The organism is Gimesia chilikensis (assembly GCF_007744075.1).
Lineage (GTDB): Bacteria > Planctomycetota > Planctomycetia > Planctomycetales > Planctomycetaceae > Gimesia > Gimesia chilikensis_A.
Map to the genome: position 1 here is coordinate 6,985,132 of NZ_CP036266.1, position 17,284 is coordinate 7,002,415.

The following is a 17,284-nucleotide window of genomic DNA, read 5'->3' on the forward strand; positions in this document are numbered from 1 at the left end:
CACCAAATAAAAAATGGTCGTCGCAAATCACTTATTTCTAAGTATTTACAACGACCATTATTTTGAATACGGAGAGAACGGGACACTCTTAACCGCTTGTTCTAAGTAGTTTCAATCAAAACGATTATAACAACAAGCTCTTTCGAGACTACAAGTTACGTTTATTCACCTCTATTCAATAATATTCACGAATCATCAGGAATGATCAGCATTTTTGGCACACTGTGTCAATCAATTCTCCACGCCTCAATCACTATCTGAATGAGAGGTGTTAGAGATGAGCTTTACAAACACGACTTCATTTACCCCACGAGATAACCATGTCTTGCATGTATTGGGTGTAGAACGCATCAGTAAAGAAAGTCAAGACGAGCTTAGTCTTGATGATCAAGAGGCATTACTTAAGCAGTACATCAAGCAGAATTATGATGGCCCAATTGATTTTATAAGTATCAAAAGTCAAGGGAGCGGAGAATACTTAGATCGTTCTGAACTTTTCGAAATCGAAAGTTTAATAGAGTCAAGAAATTTAGACGTTGTGATTTGTGAAGATTTGGGACGCATTTGCCGGAGAAGGCGAGCTTATGACCTTTGTGAACTATGTGAAGACTATGGTACTCGACTTATCGCTTTAAACGATAAAGTAGATACTTCGCAAGATGGTTGGCAAGATAGTGCATTCTTATCTACCTGGCATCACGAACGAAGCAACCGGGATACTTCCGACAGAATACGGCGAAGTCTTCGAAATCGATTTATTAATGGTGGGATAATCCAAACTCTAGTATTTGGATATATCAAGCCTGATGGCACAAAGACAGATCAAGACGTCTATAAAGATCCAGAAGCAGAAGCCATTTACGAACACTGGTTCACAATGTTGGAAAACGGAGCCTCATATTCTGATGTTGCCGACTGGCTAAATAGGGAGAAGATACCTCTCGGTCCAGGATCTCGTTCAGACAAGTGGTCATGCAAGATGGTAAGACGGGTGACATACAATCCAATCTTGAAAGGCGAACGCGTTCGTAATAAAAAGAAGTCTAAACGAGTCAATCGGACAGGCCGACGAAAGTCTGAAAATTCCCCTCCGGAAGAAATACTTAGGAGGAATTGTCCTCATCTAGCTTTCATAGCTCCTGATCGCTATGACAGGCTCATCATGCTCCTTGATACCCGTAATAAGAAATACTGTCGAAAGGGCAAAAACGGGAAAGATACCCGAAAAAACGTCTCAAAAAAAAGAACACGTTTTCCGGGACAAATGGTTGAGTGCGGTATATGTGGTCACAAATACGTATTTGGTGGTCATGGTCAAAAAGATCATTTGATGTGCGACGGTGCTCGAGGTCATTCCTGCTGGAATGGTGTTACAATCGATGGACCACTTGCCACTGAAAAAATTCTTTCTGCAATTTTAACTGAAATTGAACAGTTACCGGATTTTGATCAGAAATTCCTGGCAAATGTCCAGAATGAGGCCAGAAGGCTAGATCAAGATTTGGTAAAAAAACAGAGTCAGCTTGAAAGTGAAATTCAGAGACAAGAGCAAGTAATAGAAAACCTTCTCAACTACATTCGCTCTGGTAACAGTAGTGAACGGGTTAGCCAAGATTTAAGTCGAGTTGAAACTGAACTTAAAGAAAATCAACTTAAACTTTCTTCTATTAAAGATAAACCTCATTCGACTGTAGAAATACCTGATATATTTGAACTAAAAGAGCTGGCAAGAACAAATCTTCTTCACCTCGACCAAGAAAGTTGGGAATTCAGAATATTGATGAAGCGACTGATTCCTAAAATAGTAGTTTTCCCTTATCAACTTTGTGATGGTGGAAAAATAGTTCTTCGTGCACAGTTTCGTCTTTTTATTGCGGGACTACTTGAGAACTCAAGCACTCGCGATACGCTTCAAAAACCACTGGAACGTGTTTTGACAGTAGACTTATTTGATTCGCCCCAAAGAAATGCATATAGAGAAGTGGTTGTGGAGATGCGTCAAGCCAATGCGGGGGATAACAATCAGACGGTTAAAGAGATTGCAGAAAGTTTAGGCATCACAGACACGGCGGTGCAATACGCTATGGCACTACAACGCCAAATGGATTCTCTTGGAATAACCGATCCTTACATACCGATTACAGAGCCTCCTGGAACTGGAAAGCTAATCCGACATAAGCACCCACGTTATCAATTTAACCCTCTACCACATGCTGGTGAGATCTGAATTTCAAGTTAAATAAACTCATGGACTTTCTTTGCCCCGTTTCATTATTGGATACGGGGCATTTTTGTGCGCTAGAATTAAGGAGAAACAGTATGGCATGCCCAAACAGCAGTAACCCGACTGAACCACCGACGTTCGATGAGGTTCAGAACGCTCTCGATCAATTAATCAGACTTATTGCTCAATCAGTTGTGAAAGAACTCAGGCTACAGCAACAGCAGGAAGCATCCGAGAGATAAATAATGGCGAAAAAGGCGTCATAATAAGTAGGATTATATGCAGCGTGTTAGCATTCAGGTGGAGCGGTTTTTCGGGGTGCTCAACACGCTGCATATGATCTATTGGACTGAACCGCAGGGGCGTTTTCGACTATGGGGATTGAATGCCCGCAGGGTGAAAACAGCGTTCTGTTTTCTCTGCGATTGCGGGCATAATTGTCCGACGGGATCGTTCGCTCAAGTGTCGAGGCAGGCCGCTGTGGCGGGTTGTAATTGCCAAGACGGTTGTGCGGGGCGTCCCGGAGGCGGAATCCGTCACCGGCGCAGACCCCGACCGGAACACTCTATAAAGGGAGATCAAAACGAGGGGCCGGTTCTCTTGCAGAAGACTCATGAGGTATCACAGACCTCCCAGAGTTCGGAAGCCGGAAGCGAGGCACGAACCAAATATGGAGCAGGAAGTCGCTCCCAGCGGGAGTGCAATTCCTGCGACCTCTGGAGCGCGGCCTGTCCGCAGGAGGGACAGATGGCAGACGATTCCCCGGGAACCGGAGACGCTGCCCGAGGACGTTTTTCGCTCAGAGGCCCCGCTCCTTCCAGCAGTCCGCGGCACAGCGCGATCTTCTCTGCCCGGAAGCGATTGGCCAGAAAGCCATAATGCCGAATCCGCATCAGCCCATCTGGAAGCACATGCTGCAGGAACCTGCGGAGAAACTCCGTGGCGGCGAGCGTCATGGTCCGCTTCCGACTGCCTTGGGCGTAGTCTTTATAGCGGAACGTGACCTGGCCGTCTGCGACGTTCAACAGCCGGCTGTTCGAGATCGCCACGCGGTGCGTGTAGCGTGCCAGGTATTTCAGTACCGACTCGGGGCCGCCGAAAGGCGGCCGGGCATACACGACCCATTCGGTCCGCACGGACTGGTTGAGAAGACGCTTGAAGCCCTGGGGATCGGCGACGGAAGCCAGCCGCCCGGGGAATTCCAGTTTTCCCGCGACATACGTCTGCTTGAGCAGGTCCAGAAACTTGCCGCGAAACAGCCGGCTGAGTACGCGCACGGGCAGGAAGAAATCGGCCCGTCCCGCGACCCAGCGTGTGCGGTCGGGCGCCAGTCCGCCGGAAGGGACCACGCAATGCAGGTGGGGATGCGGCATCAGGGTCTGTCCCCAGGTATGCAGCACGGCCAGAAACCCGATTTCCGCCCCCAGGTGCCTGGGATCGGCGGCGACTTCCAGCAGCGTCTGGCTGGCCGCGCGGAACAGCATCCCGTACATCAGCCGCGGGTTGGCAAGTGTCAGATCCACCAGCACGTTCGGCAGTGTGAACACCACGTGGAAGTAGGGCACGGGCAACAGTTCGGTCGCCCGGCGCTGCATCCACTGCGCACAGGCGGACCCCTGACACTTGGGGCAGTGGCGATTCCGGCAGGAATTGTAACTGATCTGTCGATGGTCGCAGGAGCGGCACGTTTCTACATGCCCGCCCAGGACCGCAGTCCGGCAGTTCTGCAACGCCCGCATGACGCGGCGCTGGGCAACGGACGTGGGATAGCGCTTCAGGTATTCCGCACCGTACTGCCGCACGACGTCAGCGAGTTCCCACCGGGGACGCGTCATGAGTCCTCCTGTGGCGTGTCTGGCTGGTCTTGCTCATGGAGCAGTTCCAGGGGACTGCGGGTGCCGCCGATCAGGTGCTTGGAAACGTGCGTGTAGATCGAGGTGGTCCGCAGGCTGGCATGGCCCAGGAGTTCCTGGATGACCCGCAGTTCCGTGCCGGCTTCGAGTAGATGCGTGGCGAAACTGTGACGCAGCATGTGTGGCGTGACGGCTTTGTCCAGGCCGGCCTCACTACAGGCGTCCCGGCAGACCCGTTGCACCGACCCCACAGCGATCGGCTTGATCCGTGAGGGACCGAGAAACAGCCAGTCGGCCGGACGGGCGGCCCACCAGTAGTGCCGCAGCGTTTGCAGCAACAGGGGTGAGAGCAGTGTATAGCGATCTTTGTTTCCCTTGCCCTGCACGATGCGGATCACCATCCGCTGGCTGTCAATGTCGCACACCCGCAGACGCACTGCCTCGGAAATCCGCAATCCCGACGCGTAGGCCGTCATCAGGATGGTGCGGTGCTTGAAGGAGTGCACCGCCTGAAAGAAGCGACGGACCTCGTCAAGACTCAGCACTTCCGGTAAATGCCGTTCGGGCCGGGGGCAGCGAATGTCCTGCACGATCTCGCCGCGCTGAAGTGTATTCCGATACAGAAACCGCAGTGCCGCCAGTGCCTGATTGTAGGTTCCCCAGGCGACTTGCCGGTCCTGGACCAGATACAGCAGATAAGTCCGGATGGCCTCCGGTCCCAGGACTTCCGGGCTTTTACCGAAGTGCCGGGCAAAGCGGGACACGTTGTTGACGTAAAGCTTGATCGTTTTCGGGGACAGGTTCCGCAGTTCCATGTCCTCGATCATGCGCTGCCGCAGTGGAGTCATCACTGGACCTTTCGTGAAACAGAGATTTCAGAGACCGGGAAGGTACTGAAACTATGCCTCACAAATGGCGGAAGCGCAAATCGGAATATTCGGAACAGTCCGTACAGACGGACCGGGGTGCTACGTGTACTTTGCAGTCCGGTGGGACGAGCCCTCAGCGGAGGGATCAATCACAGTTGCCGATCCCAGGCCTACCGCGAAGCGGTTTAGTTCAATACATAGGGGATAGATTACCTATTGTACGATGGTAGTCGATCTCCAAAACAAATTCGTCGTCAGTAAAACGCCCCGCATGGAACAGATATGCGGGGCGTTTTGTTTTTACACATCCTCAACAGAAAGGAGCCTTGCTTGGAATACATGGTTTTAACGTTCGTCTCTGTCGCCCTGTTGCTGACTGTCGTCTCATTCATCAAGGAACGGCGGTTGCGGCTGGCGCTGCAGGGAATTCTCAGACACCTGATTCAACGCTGGAGGGCACATGGAAAAACCGACTCTACCAATCACACTAACACTGATCCTGTTGACCGGAGCCGGATGTAGTTCCGACGAAAACAGCCGTGTGGCCGAACTGGCAACACGACAGCTGGAGCGCCAGGCTGAGCAGAACCAACGCATGACGGAACTCCAGCAGGAAGTTGCCTCCGGTTCACGGGAACTGGTCGAAGCAGACGCCAGATCCCGGCAGGAGATGGTCACGCTGCAGCGCGAGATGCAGACCGAGCGAAACGAGATCGGATACCAGCGGGACCAGCTGGAGGCAGAACGCCGTGAAATTGCTGACAGCAGAAATCGTGACCCGATCATTGCGGCGGCGATCACCAGGGTGACCATGGTGGTCGTTAGCCTGCTGCCCCTGTTGATCTGCTGGTTGCTGCTCAGGCAGAAAATCGAACCCGCTAACGATCAGCAAATGACAGAGCTGCTACTGGATGACCTGGTCTCAGCAGAACCATGGCTGATGCCACCTGCAAACACAAATCCGGACAAACCACGGCTGACGGATTTCCCGCAGCCCCCCGATCCTGATGATCCCACAGAAAGGAGCACATGAAATGTCACACATAGTCACGATCAAAACAGAGGTCCGCGACGTAGAAGCCCTGGGCCTGGCCTGCCGTCGACTCAAACTGGGAGAGCCCGTTCACGAAACCGTCCCGCTGTTTAGTGGGGAAGTCTCCGGCTATGCGGTCCGTCTCCCCGACTGGCGGTATCCCGTCGTTTTCGACGTCGACCAGGGTCAGGTCCGCTACGACAACTTTGAAGGCCGCTGGGGTGAGCCGACTCACCTCAATCGTCTGCTGCAATCGTACTGCGTGGAAAAGTCAAGTCATTCACAGTGCACCCCATGCAATGGTTTCAATTGAGAAATGATAAAAATATTGCCTGGTTTTACATTACCTAAGCTATTCAAGTCAGCGTTCGAGTATGGGTTGCATACTCATGTATTTTATATCGTCCAGTCACGCCATAAAGGAGAGTCAAATACCATGTCCCATATTGTTCAAATTCAGACCGAAGTTCGTGATCCCGTTGCGGTATCCTCTGCCTGCTCCAGACTATCGCTGCCTGCACCAACCCAACGTACTGTTCGACTTTTTAATGGAGAAGTTTCTGGATTGGCAGTCGAGCTTCCCGGCTGGCGGTATCCTGTTGTCTGTCAGCTTGCCTCCGGCCAGCTTCAATACGATAACTATGAAGGCCGTTGGGGAGATCAAGCTCATCTCAATAAATTCGTCCAGATTTACTGCGTGGAGAAGGCTAAATTAGAGGCCAGAAAGGCAGGCCATTGCATCAATGAACGGACACTACAGGACGGTAGCATACTGATTCAGGTACAAGTAAATTCCTGAGTTTCTTGCGGATCTCATGTCTTGTTCTCGCCCTTTGTGTTTTTTGTTTTGAGACCAGGATACCTACGGGGGGATGGAGGTGCGGTCAATTCCCGACATTTCGCTTCGTCTGCGGTAATAATCCAGCGGCCATCATCAGCTTTGCGAGCGTTTATTTTCCCATCCTTTATCCATTGATGGATTTTTCCATATTTCACCTGAAGCTTCTGAGCTATTTCAGAGATGTACCACTCATTTTCATCGAGCGGAGAAGTATTTTGATATGACGATTTTTTACACGTCCTCAATCCGTAACGGAGCATTAGCATTCGCACACGTGATTCGTTAAACGGCAACCCCCTGGGAGTCAGAAATCCTACCTCATTCAACTTGTTGGCAATCTGTGGTGCAGAGATTTTTGAGTCCAGCAGCTCTTTCAGGTATTGCATTAGTTGTGTTCCGGTACTGAGTTTCGAGAGTTGTCCGACAGGACGCCGAAAACGCGTATAGGTCTGGTGACCGCCGGCCCAATGGATTCGTGCCTCCACCCACTCACTTTTTCCTTCTACGTCAATGACCACATGGTCAATGATCTCACGGAGAATTTCTTTTCGGTCCACATCCGTTGTGCTGGCGGCGGTCCACAGGGCAGGAACATTTGCTGCTAATCCCTTGATTCGTTCCTGATCTTCGTTGCTCAGTGACTTTGGTTGCTCTTGTAGAAAACGCTCGTATTGTTCTTCCAGTTCACGTTGGGAACGTAGCTTTTCTTCCCAGGCCAGTTCCAGTGTTCTCGCTACCAGTCGATTCTCTGGTTCGACTGCATGATACTGCCTCGCGGCACGCTCTGCTTCGTAAGTAGCCCGCTCCAGTTTCTGGCTCCATAATGTTTGAGATGCTTCACGTTGTTCATGGAAATCGGAGGCAACTTGACAGCTGACAGCCAGAGCCGATGGTTGAAGCGCCAGCATTGCCAGTCTCACCACTTCATCATCCAAGGGTTGTGCTTTCAGTCTTTGACAGACTGGATCAGCATAGAGCGAAGATCGTGCGGAACACTGGTAACTGGGCCTGGAATTGCTTCCTCCGTACTGCGTTCGCAATCGATATCCACAGCGTCCGCACACCAGCATCCCTGCCAATAATGCTCGACCTTGCCGCACACTCCCACGCGAGGAGATGATTGACCGGTTCTGTTCCAGCCGTTCCTGATTTTCTTCATATTGAGACCAGGAAATATAGGCTGGAAATCGATCCCTTAATAAGACCAACCATTCGTTCTGTGATAAGCGGCTGGGACGTTTTTGTTGTTTTCTCTTCTGACTTTGGCAACTACGACCAAACACATACGCTCCTGCATAAACCGGATGAGTAAGCATGTTCTGTATGGCTGCCTGGTTGGGACGTCTCCATTCCAGTTGTCCTTTGTTAGAGCCTGAGGATGGTCGGACTGGCATGCGAATCCCCTCAGCAACCAGATGACGTAATACGGCATGCATTGTGCCTAACCGTTCGAACTGATCGAATATAGTTCGCACAACCCCCTGAGCCTGCTCATCGGGATCAAAAACTAGTTCGTCAGCCGAGCGAACATAACCAACGGGGCCTTTACTTAACAATTCACCGCGACGTGCCTTTTGCAGAGCACCTTGCCACATTCGCTGTCGCAGAACGTGTAGTTCGGCCTCGGACATGGTTCCCTTTAGTCCCAGCAGGAGTCGGTCGTTATAGGATGACGGATCGTATAGTCCATCAAGGTCAGAGATCAGTGTGTCAAACAGAGCACACAGTTCCAGCAACTGATACCAGTCTTTGCAACTCCGTGCTAAACGAGACATTTCAACCCCCAGGATGACACCAACATGTCCCAATGCCACCTCACTGAGTAAACGCTGGAAGCCCAGCCTTTTTTCACTCGAAGACCCAGAAAAACCCAGATCATCATCAATCACCAGAATGCGCTCGGTTGGCCATCCCAGTCGTTCAGCCTGGGCCACCAGACCATACTGGAGTTGTGTAGATTCCTGATGGTGCTGGACCTGATGGACGGAGGATTGTCGTACATAAACAACAGCCAGCCGTTCCTGATGATGACTCTTAATTTTTTTGTCACGAGCTGCCAGCAGATTCTGTTCGGGGTGACTCATTGTCCGGACCTCCTTGTGGTTGGTTCAGATTTTCTTGAATTAGCAGACTGAGCCGACCGATCAGTCGCTTTTGTTTCGCTGGCGGCATCTGATCCCAGAGCGTCGATGGGCAGATTGACTGCTGGTTTACTGTGGGCGGGGGGGACTGCGGTAATGTCCCCGTCAGCATCTCGGGTGAGCATGACTGGTCTCCTGAGAATAGTGAAAAACGCTGCTCGATCCATCGGGACAGCTTCAACAATTCAAACGGCCCAATTATGGGTATTTCAGAAAAGGAGTCTATAGATGTTTTTTTATGTGTATTCTGATGCTTTCGAGAAATGTCGTCTGGAAGCGCGCCGCAAGGGACATTCCGTCCTGGAAAACCGGCTCAGCGACGGTTCCATCAAACTCACTATTCAGATCGGAGAGGGCCAGTGAAAACCATTGAAATCATCATTTCAACCGACGGGCAGTCCCGGATCGAAACCCGCGGCTTTTCCGGTTCCCATTGTCGGGATGCCAGTCGGTTTCTGGAAGGAGCTTTGGGAAAAGTCTCCTCGGAACAGCTGACTGCCGAATACCACCAATCCATTCAACACCACCCCAACCAACTCAAACAGGAGAATTAGCTTTCAATTCACAACACATACAGGAATTACCTGAACGAATTGACGAAGCCCCCTCACGGGTGCGTGTGCTGGTGGTCGTCGAAGGGACACACGACATCAAGTTCCTGAGACGCATCTCGACGCTGCTCCATGCCGAGCAGCCCACACTTCCTGATCTGGCCGCAATGGAACGTAATAGAGAACTTATCTTCCTGCCGATCAGTGGACATCCTCAAGCTTGGATTAGACGACTTTCGCCACTCAATCTGCCAGAGTTTCATTTGTACGATCGCGAGCAGTCACCGGTTACGGAACAACGCCTGGAGACCGTCGACAGGATCAACCAACGCTCTCGTTGCCGCGGCATGTTGACGCAGAAACGGAGTCTGGAAAACTATCTGCATCCCCACTCGATTCAGGTTATCACTAATGTTCCACTGGAATTCGATGACCATGCTTGTGTGGCAACTCTGGCAGCACAACAAGTTTTTGAGAGCAGTCATGGAAAATCCGCCTGGCAACGGCTCACTCGTCGTGCTCAGGTACGACTAACGAATCGGGCCAAGCACTGGCTCAACACCAGTGCCGTTGAGGAGATGACGGTCCCCCTGCTGCAGGAACGTGATCCGGACGGAGAAATCATCTCCTGGCTGGAGACGATCCGTCAACTGGCTGAGACCGCTTAAGCACACTTCACACACCTATTTCTTTCAACCTAAGAGGAACACTTATGTTACTAACCGAACAACTGGCGGAGAACGTACGCGCCTGCTTTACCGGGATCTGGATTCGGAGCCACGAACATGACGAGGCGTTGTTGGAAATTACCCGGCTCTGCCACAGTGAAGACTGGGGCTTACTCTCTTGGGATATTGACCGGGGGCTACAGGGAACGCAAGCCATTGAAGAGAGTGATGCGTCGTACCCTGATCCCCTGGCAGCCATACACAGCCTCAACAGCCAGGCCGATTCAGATCGGCCCACGCTGCTCGTCCTCAAGAATTTCCACCGCTTTATTAACTCTCCCGAAATCATCCAGGCACTGACGCAACAGATCGGTCTGGGAAAGCAAACCCGAACCTTTGTGATCATTCTATCCAGTCTGATCCAGATTCCCCCGGAACTGGAAAAGCTGTTCGTCTGTCTGGAACACGATCTCCCCGACCGGAGCCAGCTGGAGGAGATCGCTCGCAGCATTGCCACGGAACCCGGCGAACTACCGGAAGGAACGGAACTGGAGCGTGTTCTAGACGCTGCCTGCGGCCTGACCCGCTACGAGGCAGAGGGTGCTTTCAGCCTCTCCCTGGTACGACACGGACGCATCGACGTCTCCGTCGTGCTGGAGCTGAAGGCTCAGACGCTGCTAAAAAGCGGTCTGCTAACGCTCCACAGCGGCTCGGAATCATTTGATGACCTGGGAGGCCTGGAATCTTTAAAAGCCTTTTGCCGGCGTGCGCTGCGTCCCAGATCACAGGAATCATCCCATGTTCGTCCTCGGGGCGTTCTGCTGTTGGGAGTTCCCGGGACCGGGAAAAGTGCCTTCGCCAAAGCACTGGGAAAAGAGACCGGAAGAGCCACACTGACACTCGACGTGGGAGCCCTGATGGGCGCGCTGGTCGGTCAGACCGAGGAGCGAACAAGACGGGCGCTCCGCATCGTTGATGCGATACAGCCCGCCGTCCTGTTTATCGATGAGGTCGAAAAGGGGCTGAGCGGGGCCACCTCGTCCGGACAGTCCGACAGCGGTGTTTCCACACGCATGCTGGGGACACTTTTAAGCTGGCTGAACGACCATACTTCAGACGTGTTCGTGGTCTGTACTGCCAACGACATTTCAAAACTTCCTCCCGAGCTGATCCGTGCCGAACGCTTTGACGGTCTCTTCTTTCTGGATCTGCCCGGAGATTCACAGAAGCAGGTGATCTGGAACATCTACCGGGAACAGTATGGACTCACAGAGGAGCAGAAGTTGCCCGAAGACCGGCATTGGACCGGATCGGAAATCAGGGCTTGCTGTCGCCTGGCAGCCCTGCTGGATGTCCCGTTAACCCAGGCTGCTGAAAACGTGGTGCCCGTGGCCGTCACAGCCGCAGAATCAGTGGCTCGACTCAGACGCTGGGCCAGCAACCGTTGCCTGTCTGCAGAGCAGCCAGGCGTCTTTGTTCACGGAGAGCGGTCGGAAGGCCGAGCGCAGCGCAAACTCTCCCGTGATCCCCGCAGAAACTAAACCTGACTTTGAATCAAGGAGAAATGATGACTATGGCTACGATAGAAGAAGTGGAAACTCACCACGATCCCATCGACCGTCTCAGAGCTACGATGTGTGCCACGCGGGTCAGTTTTGAATGGTTCGGTACCCGGAAGTCGCTCACACGTGACCAGAAGGCCCAGGCCGCTGAATCGTTTGGGGCGGAAGGGGCGTTCCTGAGTGCTGGTAAGAAGCTCCTGGATACAGGACATCCCCGTTTCCGGGCCGTGAGTGCCGTCCGCAACCAGGTACGCAAATACTGGACCTCGGTCAGTCTCCCTTTCCCGGAACCGGGAATCCGCTTATTGCGGCAGGATACACTAACCGCCTTCCAAGAGCAGATGCATCGGTTTACGGAAGAACTGGCCGAGGCGGTCGCGGAACTGGATGAACAATATCTGTCCATGAAAGCCGCGGCCCGTGAGCGACTGGGAAGTCTATTCAATGACGACGATTATCCCGCGACACTGGTGGGTTTATTCGATGTGACCTGGGAATTCCCCAGTATCGAACCGCCGAACTATCTAAGGCAGCTCAACCCTGAACTCTACGAACAGGAATGTCAGCGCGTGCAGTCGCGGTTCGAGGAGGCAGTCCGGTTGGCGGAAGACGCTTTTCTGGATGAGTTGTCGAAACTGGTGTCACATCTGACGGATCGCCTGAGTGGACAGGCCGACGGCCGTCCCAAGGTCTTCCGGGATTCGGCCATCGGGAACCTGCACGAGTTCTTTGAACGCTTTCGGTCGTTGAATGTGCGGTCCAACGAGCAACTGGATGCCTTGGTCTCTCAGTGTCAAAACATTGTGGAGGGGATTCAGCCCCAGGAGCTGAGAAAGCGGGATGCCCTCCGGCAGCAGGTCGCCTCCGATCTATCGGGTGTCCAGGCTGCCCTGGATGGTCTGCTGGTGGATCGACCGCGGCGTCAGATCATGCGGACTCCGAAGTAAGGAGGTCACATGCAACTCATCATCACAGCTGAAGGGCAAGTCCGTTGTATTTATGCGGAAGCCATTGACCTGGCGACCATCGGTCGACTGCAGATCTCACGCGGCTCGTTTGTTGAACCGAATGCTACCGGGCAATGGATCGTGGATCTGTCCCCCGTACGGGGTCCGCGGCTGGGGCCGTTCGCTCAACGGAGTGCGGCCCTGCAGTCAGAGATCGACTGGCTGGAGCAGCACTGGCTCTCTCCCAGCTCTTGAACATGTAATTTTCCCACACTGTGCCCCGGTCTTGCAGAGTTGCTTCTGCAGGGCCGGGGCTTTTTTTATTGAACCCTTGTTTTTAGGAGACAACAGATGAAACAGTCAGACTTGAATCGGGCTGTCGCCCTGACCACCGGCGAGACAATCGCCACCGTCAAACGCCTGGGCTTTTTATTAGCGGAACCCCAGGAAACCGTTGATCCGGATTCGGAAACGTCGGGACCGCTGGTCATCGATTGGGACGAACTGGAAAACCAGCGAATGGCTCCACAGACAGAGGGATTGAATCATGTTCCTTCATGGGTGTGATTCCGATCTCAAGGGATTTCACTGTCTCAGTCAGGCAGATGCTCCCTTCCACTCAAATCGACTGCAGATGCTCCGTAGTGGGCGGCAACGGGGACGACGCGTCGTTAAAAGTCAACGTCGAAAAAGGCGTCGCAAACGAAAGTCGCTTGGATAAAGCATTACTTCTTTTTAATACCTCTCCAAATCAATTCCAGAAAGGAATGCTATGAAAGTTTTATTGATTAACAACGATGGTGGCGGATTCGCGGACTACATTGAAGTCGCCGCGGGAACCACGGTCGCTCAACTGTTCGAACAACGCATGCCGGATGTGAACGCCTCGGACTATCTGATCCGGGTCAATCGCCAACCGTGTCCTCCCGATCAGACGTTACAGGACGGGGACCGGATTTCGATCACTCCGACAAAAATCGAGGGTGCGAAAAGCTAGTCGTCCCTATCAGTAATGTTTTGTCTAAGACAGGCTGTCGGGATCACGGTCCCGATAGCCTGTCTTCTATTAATGTAAAAGGAGTAAACGAATAATGAAACAGAGTCCGAAAACGGTCTGGCGGATGGCCAGTCTCGTTGAGCAACAACTCAGCTCACTGGGAGGTGAGACAAACATCGCTCTGCCGGAAGTAGCCTGGTTGAGCTGTCTGCGGTTGGTCCGCATGCGACAACAGGCACAGGAACGAGGTTGGTTTCGTGCGGCCGCAAAGCTGGAACGGGAACTGATCACAGAGGTGTTTCAGCTGACACAGCAACTGGTGTCGTTACAGCAGGAACTGGAATCAGCTGCTGCTGAAAAACCCTTACCTGCGGTACACACTATCTACGAAGACCTGCTGGCACTGGAAGAGGAGTTTGATGAATATTACATCGACCTCAAGAACAAGACGATTTCAGTCGTCACAGAGTCAATTATGCTGGAAGACGTCTATCTGGGATCGTTTGAGATTCGGCTGGAGTTTGCAGACATGAATTCAGACTCGCCCTTTCACTACCAGGTATTTGCTCAAGATCCACAGCCGCCGATCACCGATGATGCAGTCACGCATCCGCACGTGCAGTCTGACAACGTCTGTGAAGGAGACGCCCGAATGCCCATCAGACGCGCCCTGGAACAGGGACGACTGCTGGATTTTTTCGTGCTGGTGTCCCGTTTGTTACGCACCTACAACCCGGAAAGTCCCTATGTCGCCCTCAGCGACTGGCACAGTGCAGAATGCAGTGATTGTGCGGATGTCGTGACCACAGATGAGGAGACTCACTGCACCAGTTGCGAAAACCGCTTGTGTCGGCAATGTGCGAATAGCTGTACCGACTGTAGTTCCTCATTTTGCCACGACTGTTCGACCCGCTGTGAAATCTGCCGTGATGACTGTTGTGAATCCTGCCTGAAAGAGTGTGGACTCTGTGGTTCCAGCTGTTGTTCAAATTGCCTCGATAATGAAGAAAGGTGCCCGATCTGTGAAACACAGGAAGACGAAGAAACGTACGAACCGGATCAGGAAACCACATCGCCGGAGACGGTCCCCCCTGCCGGCGCTCCGCTTTAGTCCGACCGCCTGGGCCAAATTGCTGTTTTTACGTGATTATGGCGATACGGAGGTCGGCGGCTTTGGAATCACTTCCCCGACAGATTTGCTGCTGGTTCAGGACCTGCAACTGGTAAAACAGACCTCCTCGATGGTCCATGTTGCCTTCGATGATGAAGCGGTGGCGAATTTTTTTGATGATCAGGTCGATGCAGGACTCCGCCCGGAGCAGTTTGGTCGGATCTGGATCCATACTCACCCGGGTGCCTGTCCAGAGCCCAGCCCGACTGATGAAGCGACCTTTGAACGTGTCTTTGGTCGATCTGACTGGGCCGTGATGTTCATCCTGGCGCGGCAGGGGCGATCCTACGCGCGATTGCGGATGAATACCGGTCCCGCGTTTGAATACGAGATTCCGGTCAGGCGGGATTACTCAGAGCCCTTTCCCGGTTGTGAACCCGAAAACTGGGAAGGGGAATATTTAACGAACGTGCATCCCGAACAACGCCAACCCAGCAGGCCGTTATCGGCGTTCGACGATTTTGACTGGGATGCGGACTGGTTTTTCAATGAACCTGATAGGGAAGGAGACTTGAAGTGACAAATACAACGATCGATCGTTTTCAGAGACAGAGTGGACTTGTGCCTACAGAGAGACTATCTCAGATTTCGGTGACAGTCATTGGTGTGGGAGCCATCGGCCGGCAAGTGGCCCTGCAACTGGCGGCAATTGGGACGCCGCGGATTCAGCTTGTTGATTTTGATTTGGTCGAATTGACCAATATCACGACACAGGGATATCGGAGACAGGATCTGGGATCAGCTAAAGTCGAAGCAACAGCTCAGGCGATCCGGGAGCTCGATGATTCGGTTCAAGTGGAGACAGTTTCGGATCGGTTTCGTTCGTCTATCAGTACAGGAGAGGCTGTTTTCTGCTGTGTGGATTCGATCTCTGCCCGTGCGGCGATCTGGCGATCCATCAGCAGAAAATGTGCGTTCTGGACAGATGGCAGAATGCTGGGAGAAACGATCCGAGTGCTGACTGCCACAAAGGAATCTGGAATAGACCAGTTTTCAGAGACACTCTTTCCTCAATCCCAGGCTCAAGCGGGCAGCTGTACCTCACGCAGTACTGTGTATGCAGCCAGCATCGCAGCGGGACTGATGGTGCATCAGTTTTGTCGCTGGCTGCGTGGAATATCCTCAGATCGCGATATTTCTCTAAATCTATTGGCAGGCGAAACTGTAGTTAGCTGACCACTTGCTATTCTATATTATCCATCGTCGTTAATAAAAAATACCTAGAACAGGCAGGCCACCTTAGCTGGTGGCCTGCTTCCATTTTTTTATCTATCAGAAAAACTCAGAATATCTATTGTGTCAGAACGAAGAAATAGCCCTTGTGATTTTAGTCTTCTCTATTCCATTTTATTCGTAACTATCTAACTATCCACTGATTGAAACTGGACTTCAAATCTGGAGTCCTCGGCATCGTTTGCATTACCTTGTGCTTGAATCATGATTACTTGAGTAACGTCATAAGCTTCAGGATCCAGTTGAGCCTGGTTCTGGATTTTTTACCTCGATATAATCAGAAATAAGTCTGCTAATGATACGTCCCCCTTCACGACCATTCGAAGTTTCGTTTTGCTGGTGTCCTTTCTTTCCAATTGAGCGAGCGATTTCTCGTTCCCATTTAATCCACTTTTGATGCTTGATTAACCAGAGTTTACTCATTGCCTTAAATCTTTGTTCTGCTACGCCAGCAGAATCAAACAGACCCAGTTCCCCGTGGAAAAGGACCTAGACAGTTACTTCTTCTCTGCAACAAACGGTCCTGGGAAACAGAAGTTCATGGAACTTATGCGAAGCCGACGTGCTAATCGAATGCTGGAGGTAAGTTACAACTCTATCAGACCGCATAGCTCACTGTGCTACGGAGCTCCGGTGCCGAAAGCAAAGCTATTCTGCTATGTAGCGATTTTTCAAGCAAACAGAGAAGTTGTGAGAGAAATAGATCATCAAATCGTCTTCCTAGAATTATTCGTCTTGTAGGGGGGGATGCCAATTCTGTACACCAAGGCCCCTCAATATGTCATAATATCTGTTAGATGAAGGCAATTCAGATGAAAGAACTGCTTCAATAAACTCAATTGGCGGTTGATAAAGATGATCGCATACATAATGCATAATCAGATTAGGAGCAGCATACACAATACCATTCTTGCCAATTACTCGTATTTCAGATCTACCCAGTTTTATTTTCTGCGAATTATATTCAAACAGAAGTGGACCAATTGCAGGATTGCTACAAAGATGGCATTCATAGAATCCTCTAGTTTGAGGGACGGGTGTTAAACAAAATAACCATAAACGATCGATAAACTTTTGTTCCACTACCCCACTTGTAAAATCAATGCCTCTGCCTAACCAACCAATGTTTAACATTTTCTTATATGTCCACTGGTTAGAATAAGTATAAACAGAAAGGTCCTCGAAATAAGTCAT

The 17,284-nt window shown here is 51.7% G+C and carries 20 protein-coding genes; 15 read left to right on the top strand and 5 right to left on the bottom strand.

The window, feature by feature from the left end; all coding sequences use genetic code 11:
* Positions 1–277 precede the first annotated feature (277 nt).
* On the top strand, positions 278–2,227 hold the full coding sequence (locus HG66A1_RS26390) for a recombinase family protein (RefSeq protein WP_145191326.1): 1,950 nt from the start codon (positions 278–280) through the stop codon (positions 2,225–2,227).
* A gap of 608 nt (positions 2,228–2,835) precedes the next feature.
* Here HG66A1_RS26390 and HG66A1_RS26395 read toward each other — a convergent pair.
* Positions 2,836–4,059: an IS91 family transposase gene (locus HG66A1_RS26395; protein ID WP_145188128.1), complete on the bottom strand. Its 1,224-nt coding sequence runs from the start codon at positions 4,057–4,059 to the stop codon at positions 2,836–2,838.
* Positions 4,056–4,925, bottom strand: coding sequence for a tyrosine-type recombinase/integrase (locus HG66A1_RS26400; RefSeq protein ID WP_145188130.1), 870 nt, complete (start codon positions 4,923–4,925; stop codon positions 4,056–4,058). Before HG66A1_RS26400 ends, HG66A1_RS26395 begins: the two co-directional genes overlap by 4 nt.
* Before the next feature lie 481 nt (positions 4,926–5,406).
* Here HG66A1_RS26400 and HG66A1_RS26405 point away from each other — a divergent pair, with 481 nt between their 5' ends.
* The 3 genes from HG66A1_RS26405 to HG66A1_RS26415 all read left to right on the top strand — a co-directional run bounded on the left by HG66A1_RS26405 (position 5,407) and on the right by HG66A1_RS26415 (position 6,778).
* Positions 5,407–5,979 (top strand): hypothetical protein, encoded by a 573-nt coding sequence (locus HG66A1_RS26405; protein WP_145191329.1) that lies wholly within the window; start codon positions 5,407–5,409, stop codon positions 5,977–5,979.
* Between the two features lies 1 nt (position 5,980).
* Positions 5,981–6,292 (top strand): DUF1257 domain-containing protein, encoded by a 312-nt coding sequence (locus HG66A1_RS26410; RefSeq protein WP_145191331.1) that lies wholly within the window; start codon positions 5,981–5,983, stop codon positions 6,290–6,292.
* Positions 6,293–6,415: 123 nt separating this feature from the next.
* The gene (locus tag HG66A1_RS26415; RefSeq protein ID WP_145191333.1) at positions 6,416–6,778 is read left to right on the top strand and encodes a DUF1257 domain-containing protein; all 363 of its coding nucleotides are present in this window, start codon (positions 6,416–6,418) and stop codon (positions 6,776–6,778) included.
* Positions 6,779–6,792: 14 nt separating this feature from the next.
* On the opposite strand, the gene HG66A1_RS26420 is transcribed toward HG66A1_RS26415, so the two are convergent.
* Positions 6,793–8,904 carry a recombinase family protein gene (locus tag HG66A1_RS26420; protein ID WP_197996821.1) on the bottom strand — a complete coding sequence of 704 codons (2,112 nt, stop codon included), beginning with the start codon at positions 8,902–8,904 and terminating at the stop codon, positions 6,793–6,795.
* Positions 8,905–9,189: 285 nt separating this feature from the next.
* On the opposite strand from HG66A1_RS26420, the gene HG66A1_RS32700 reads away from it, so the two are divergent.
* The 11 genes from HG66A1_RS32700 to HG66A1_RS26470 all read left to right on the top strand — a co-directional run bounded on the left by HG66A1_RS32700 (position 9,190) and on the right by HG66A1_RS26470 (position 16,033).
* Entirely contained in the window at positions 9,190–9,324 is a 135-nt protein-coding gene (locus HG66A1_RS32700) for a hypothetical protein (RefSeq protein WP_261344696.1), read from the top strand.
* Positions 9,321–9,515, top strand: a complete 195-nt coding sequence (locus HG66A1_RS26425) for a DUF2997 domain-containing protein (protein WP_145191335.1) — start codon at positions 9,321–9,323, stop codon at positions 9,513–9,515. Before HG66A1_RS32700 ends, HG66A1_RS26425 begins: the two co-directional genes overlap by 4 nt.
* Before the next feature lie 59 nt (positions 9,516–9,574).
* Positions 9,575–10,180, top strand: a complete 606-nt coding sequence (locus HG66A1_RS26430) for a hypothetical protein (protein ID WP_197996823.1) — start codon at positions 9,575–9,577, stop codon at positions 10,178–10,180.
* 44 nt (positions 10,181–10,224) lie between these two features.
* Positions 10,225–11,721, top strand: a complete 1,497-nt coding sequence (locus HG66A1_RS26435) for an AAA family ATPase (RefSeq protein ID WP_145191337.1) — start codon at positions 10,225–10,227, stop codon at positions 11,719–11,721.
* A 32-nt stretch (positions 11,722–11,753) separates the two neighbouring features.
* Positions 11,754–12,689, top strand: coding sequence for a hypothetical protein (locus HG66A1_RS26440; protein ID WP_232106680.1), 936 nt, complete (start codon positions 11,754–11,756; stop codon positions 12,687–12,689).
* A 9-nt stretch (positions 12,690–12,698) separates the two neighbouring features.
* Positions 12,699–12,944, top strand: coding sequence for a hypothetical protein (locus HG66A1_RS26445; protein WP_145191339.1), 246 nt, complete (start codon positions 12,699–12,701; stop codon positions 12,942–12,944).
* Between the two features lie 96 nt (positions 12,945–13,040).
* Positions 13,041–13,256, top strand: a complete 216-nt coding sequence (locus tag HG66A1_RS26450) for a hypothetical protein (protein WP_145191341.1) — start codon at positions 13,041–13,043, stop codon at positions 13,254–13,256.
* Between the two features lie 205 nt (positions 13,257–13,461).
* Positions 13,462–13,686, top strand: coding sequence for a MoaD/ThiS family protein (locus tag HG66A1_RS26455; protein ID WP_145191343.1), 225 nt, complete (start codon positions 13,462–13,464; stop codon positions 13,684–13,686).
* 94 nt (positions 13,687–13,780) lie between these two features.
* The gene (locus HG66A1_RS26460) at positions 13,781–14,797 is read left to right on the top strand and encodes a hypothetical protein (RefSeq protein WP_145191345.1); all 1,017 of its coding nucleotides are present in this window, start codon (positions 13,781–13,783) and stop codon (positions 14,795–14,797) included.
* Between the two features lie 19 nt (positions 14,798–14,816).
* Positions 14,817–15,377, top strand: coding sequence for a hypothetical protein (locus HG66A1_RS26465; protein WP_197996824.1), 561 nt, complete (start codon positions 14,817–14,819; stop codon positions 15,375–15,377).
* A complete protein-coding gene (locus tag HG66A1_RS26470) occupies positions 15,374–16,033 on the top strand; it encodes a HesA/MoeB/ThiF family protein (RefSeq protein ID WP_232106681.1) in 660 nt (219 codons plus the stop codon). Before HG66A1_RS26465 ends, HG66A1_RS26470 begins: the two co-directional genes overlap by 4 nt.
* A gap of 288 nt (positions 16,034–16,321) precedes the next feature.
* Here HG66A1_RS26470 and HG66A1_RS26475 read toward each other — a convergent pair whose 3' ends face one another.
* Together HG66A1_RS26475 and HG66A1_RS26480 are read right to left on the bottom strand one after the other, a co-directional pair.
* Complete coding sequence (locus HG66A1_RS26475; RefSeq protein WP_145191347.1) at positions 16,322–16,513, bottom strand: hypothetical protein; 192 nt, start codon at positions 16,511–16,513, stop codon at positions 16,322–16,324.
* 303 nt (positions 16,514–16,816) lie between these two features.
* A complete protein-coding gene (locus tag HG66A1_RS26480) occupies positions 16,817–17,284 on the bottom strand; it encodes a hypothetical protein (protein WP_145191349.1) in 468 nt (155 codons plus the stop codon).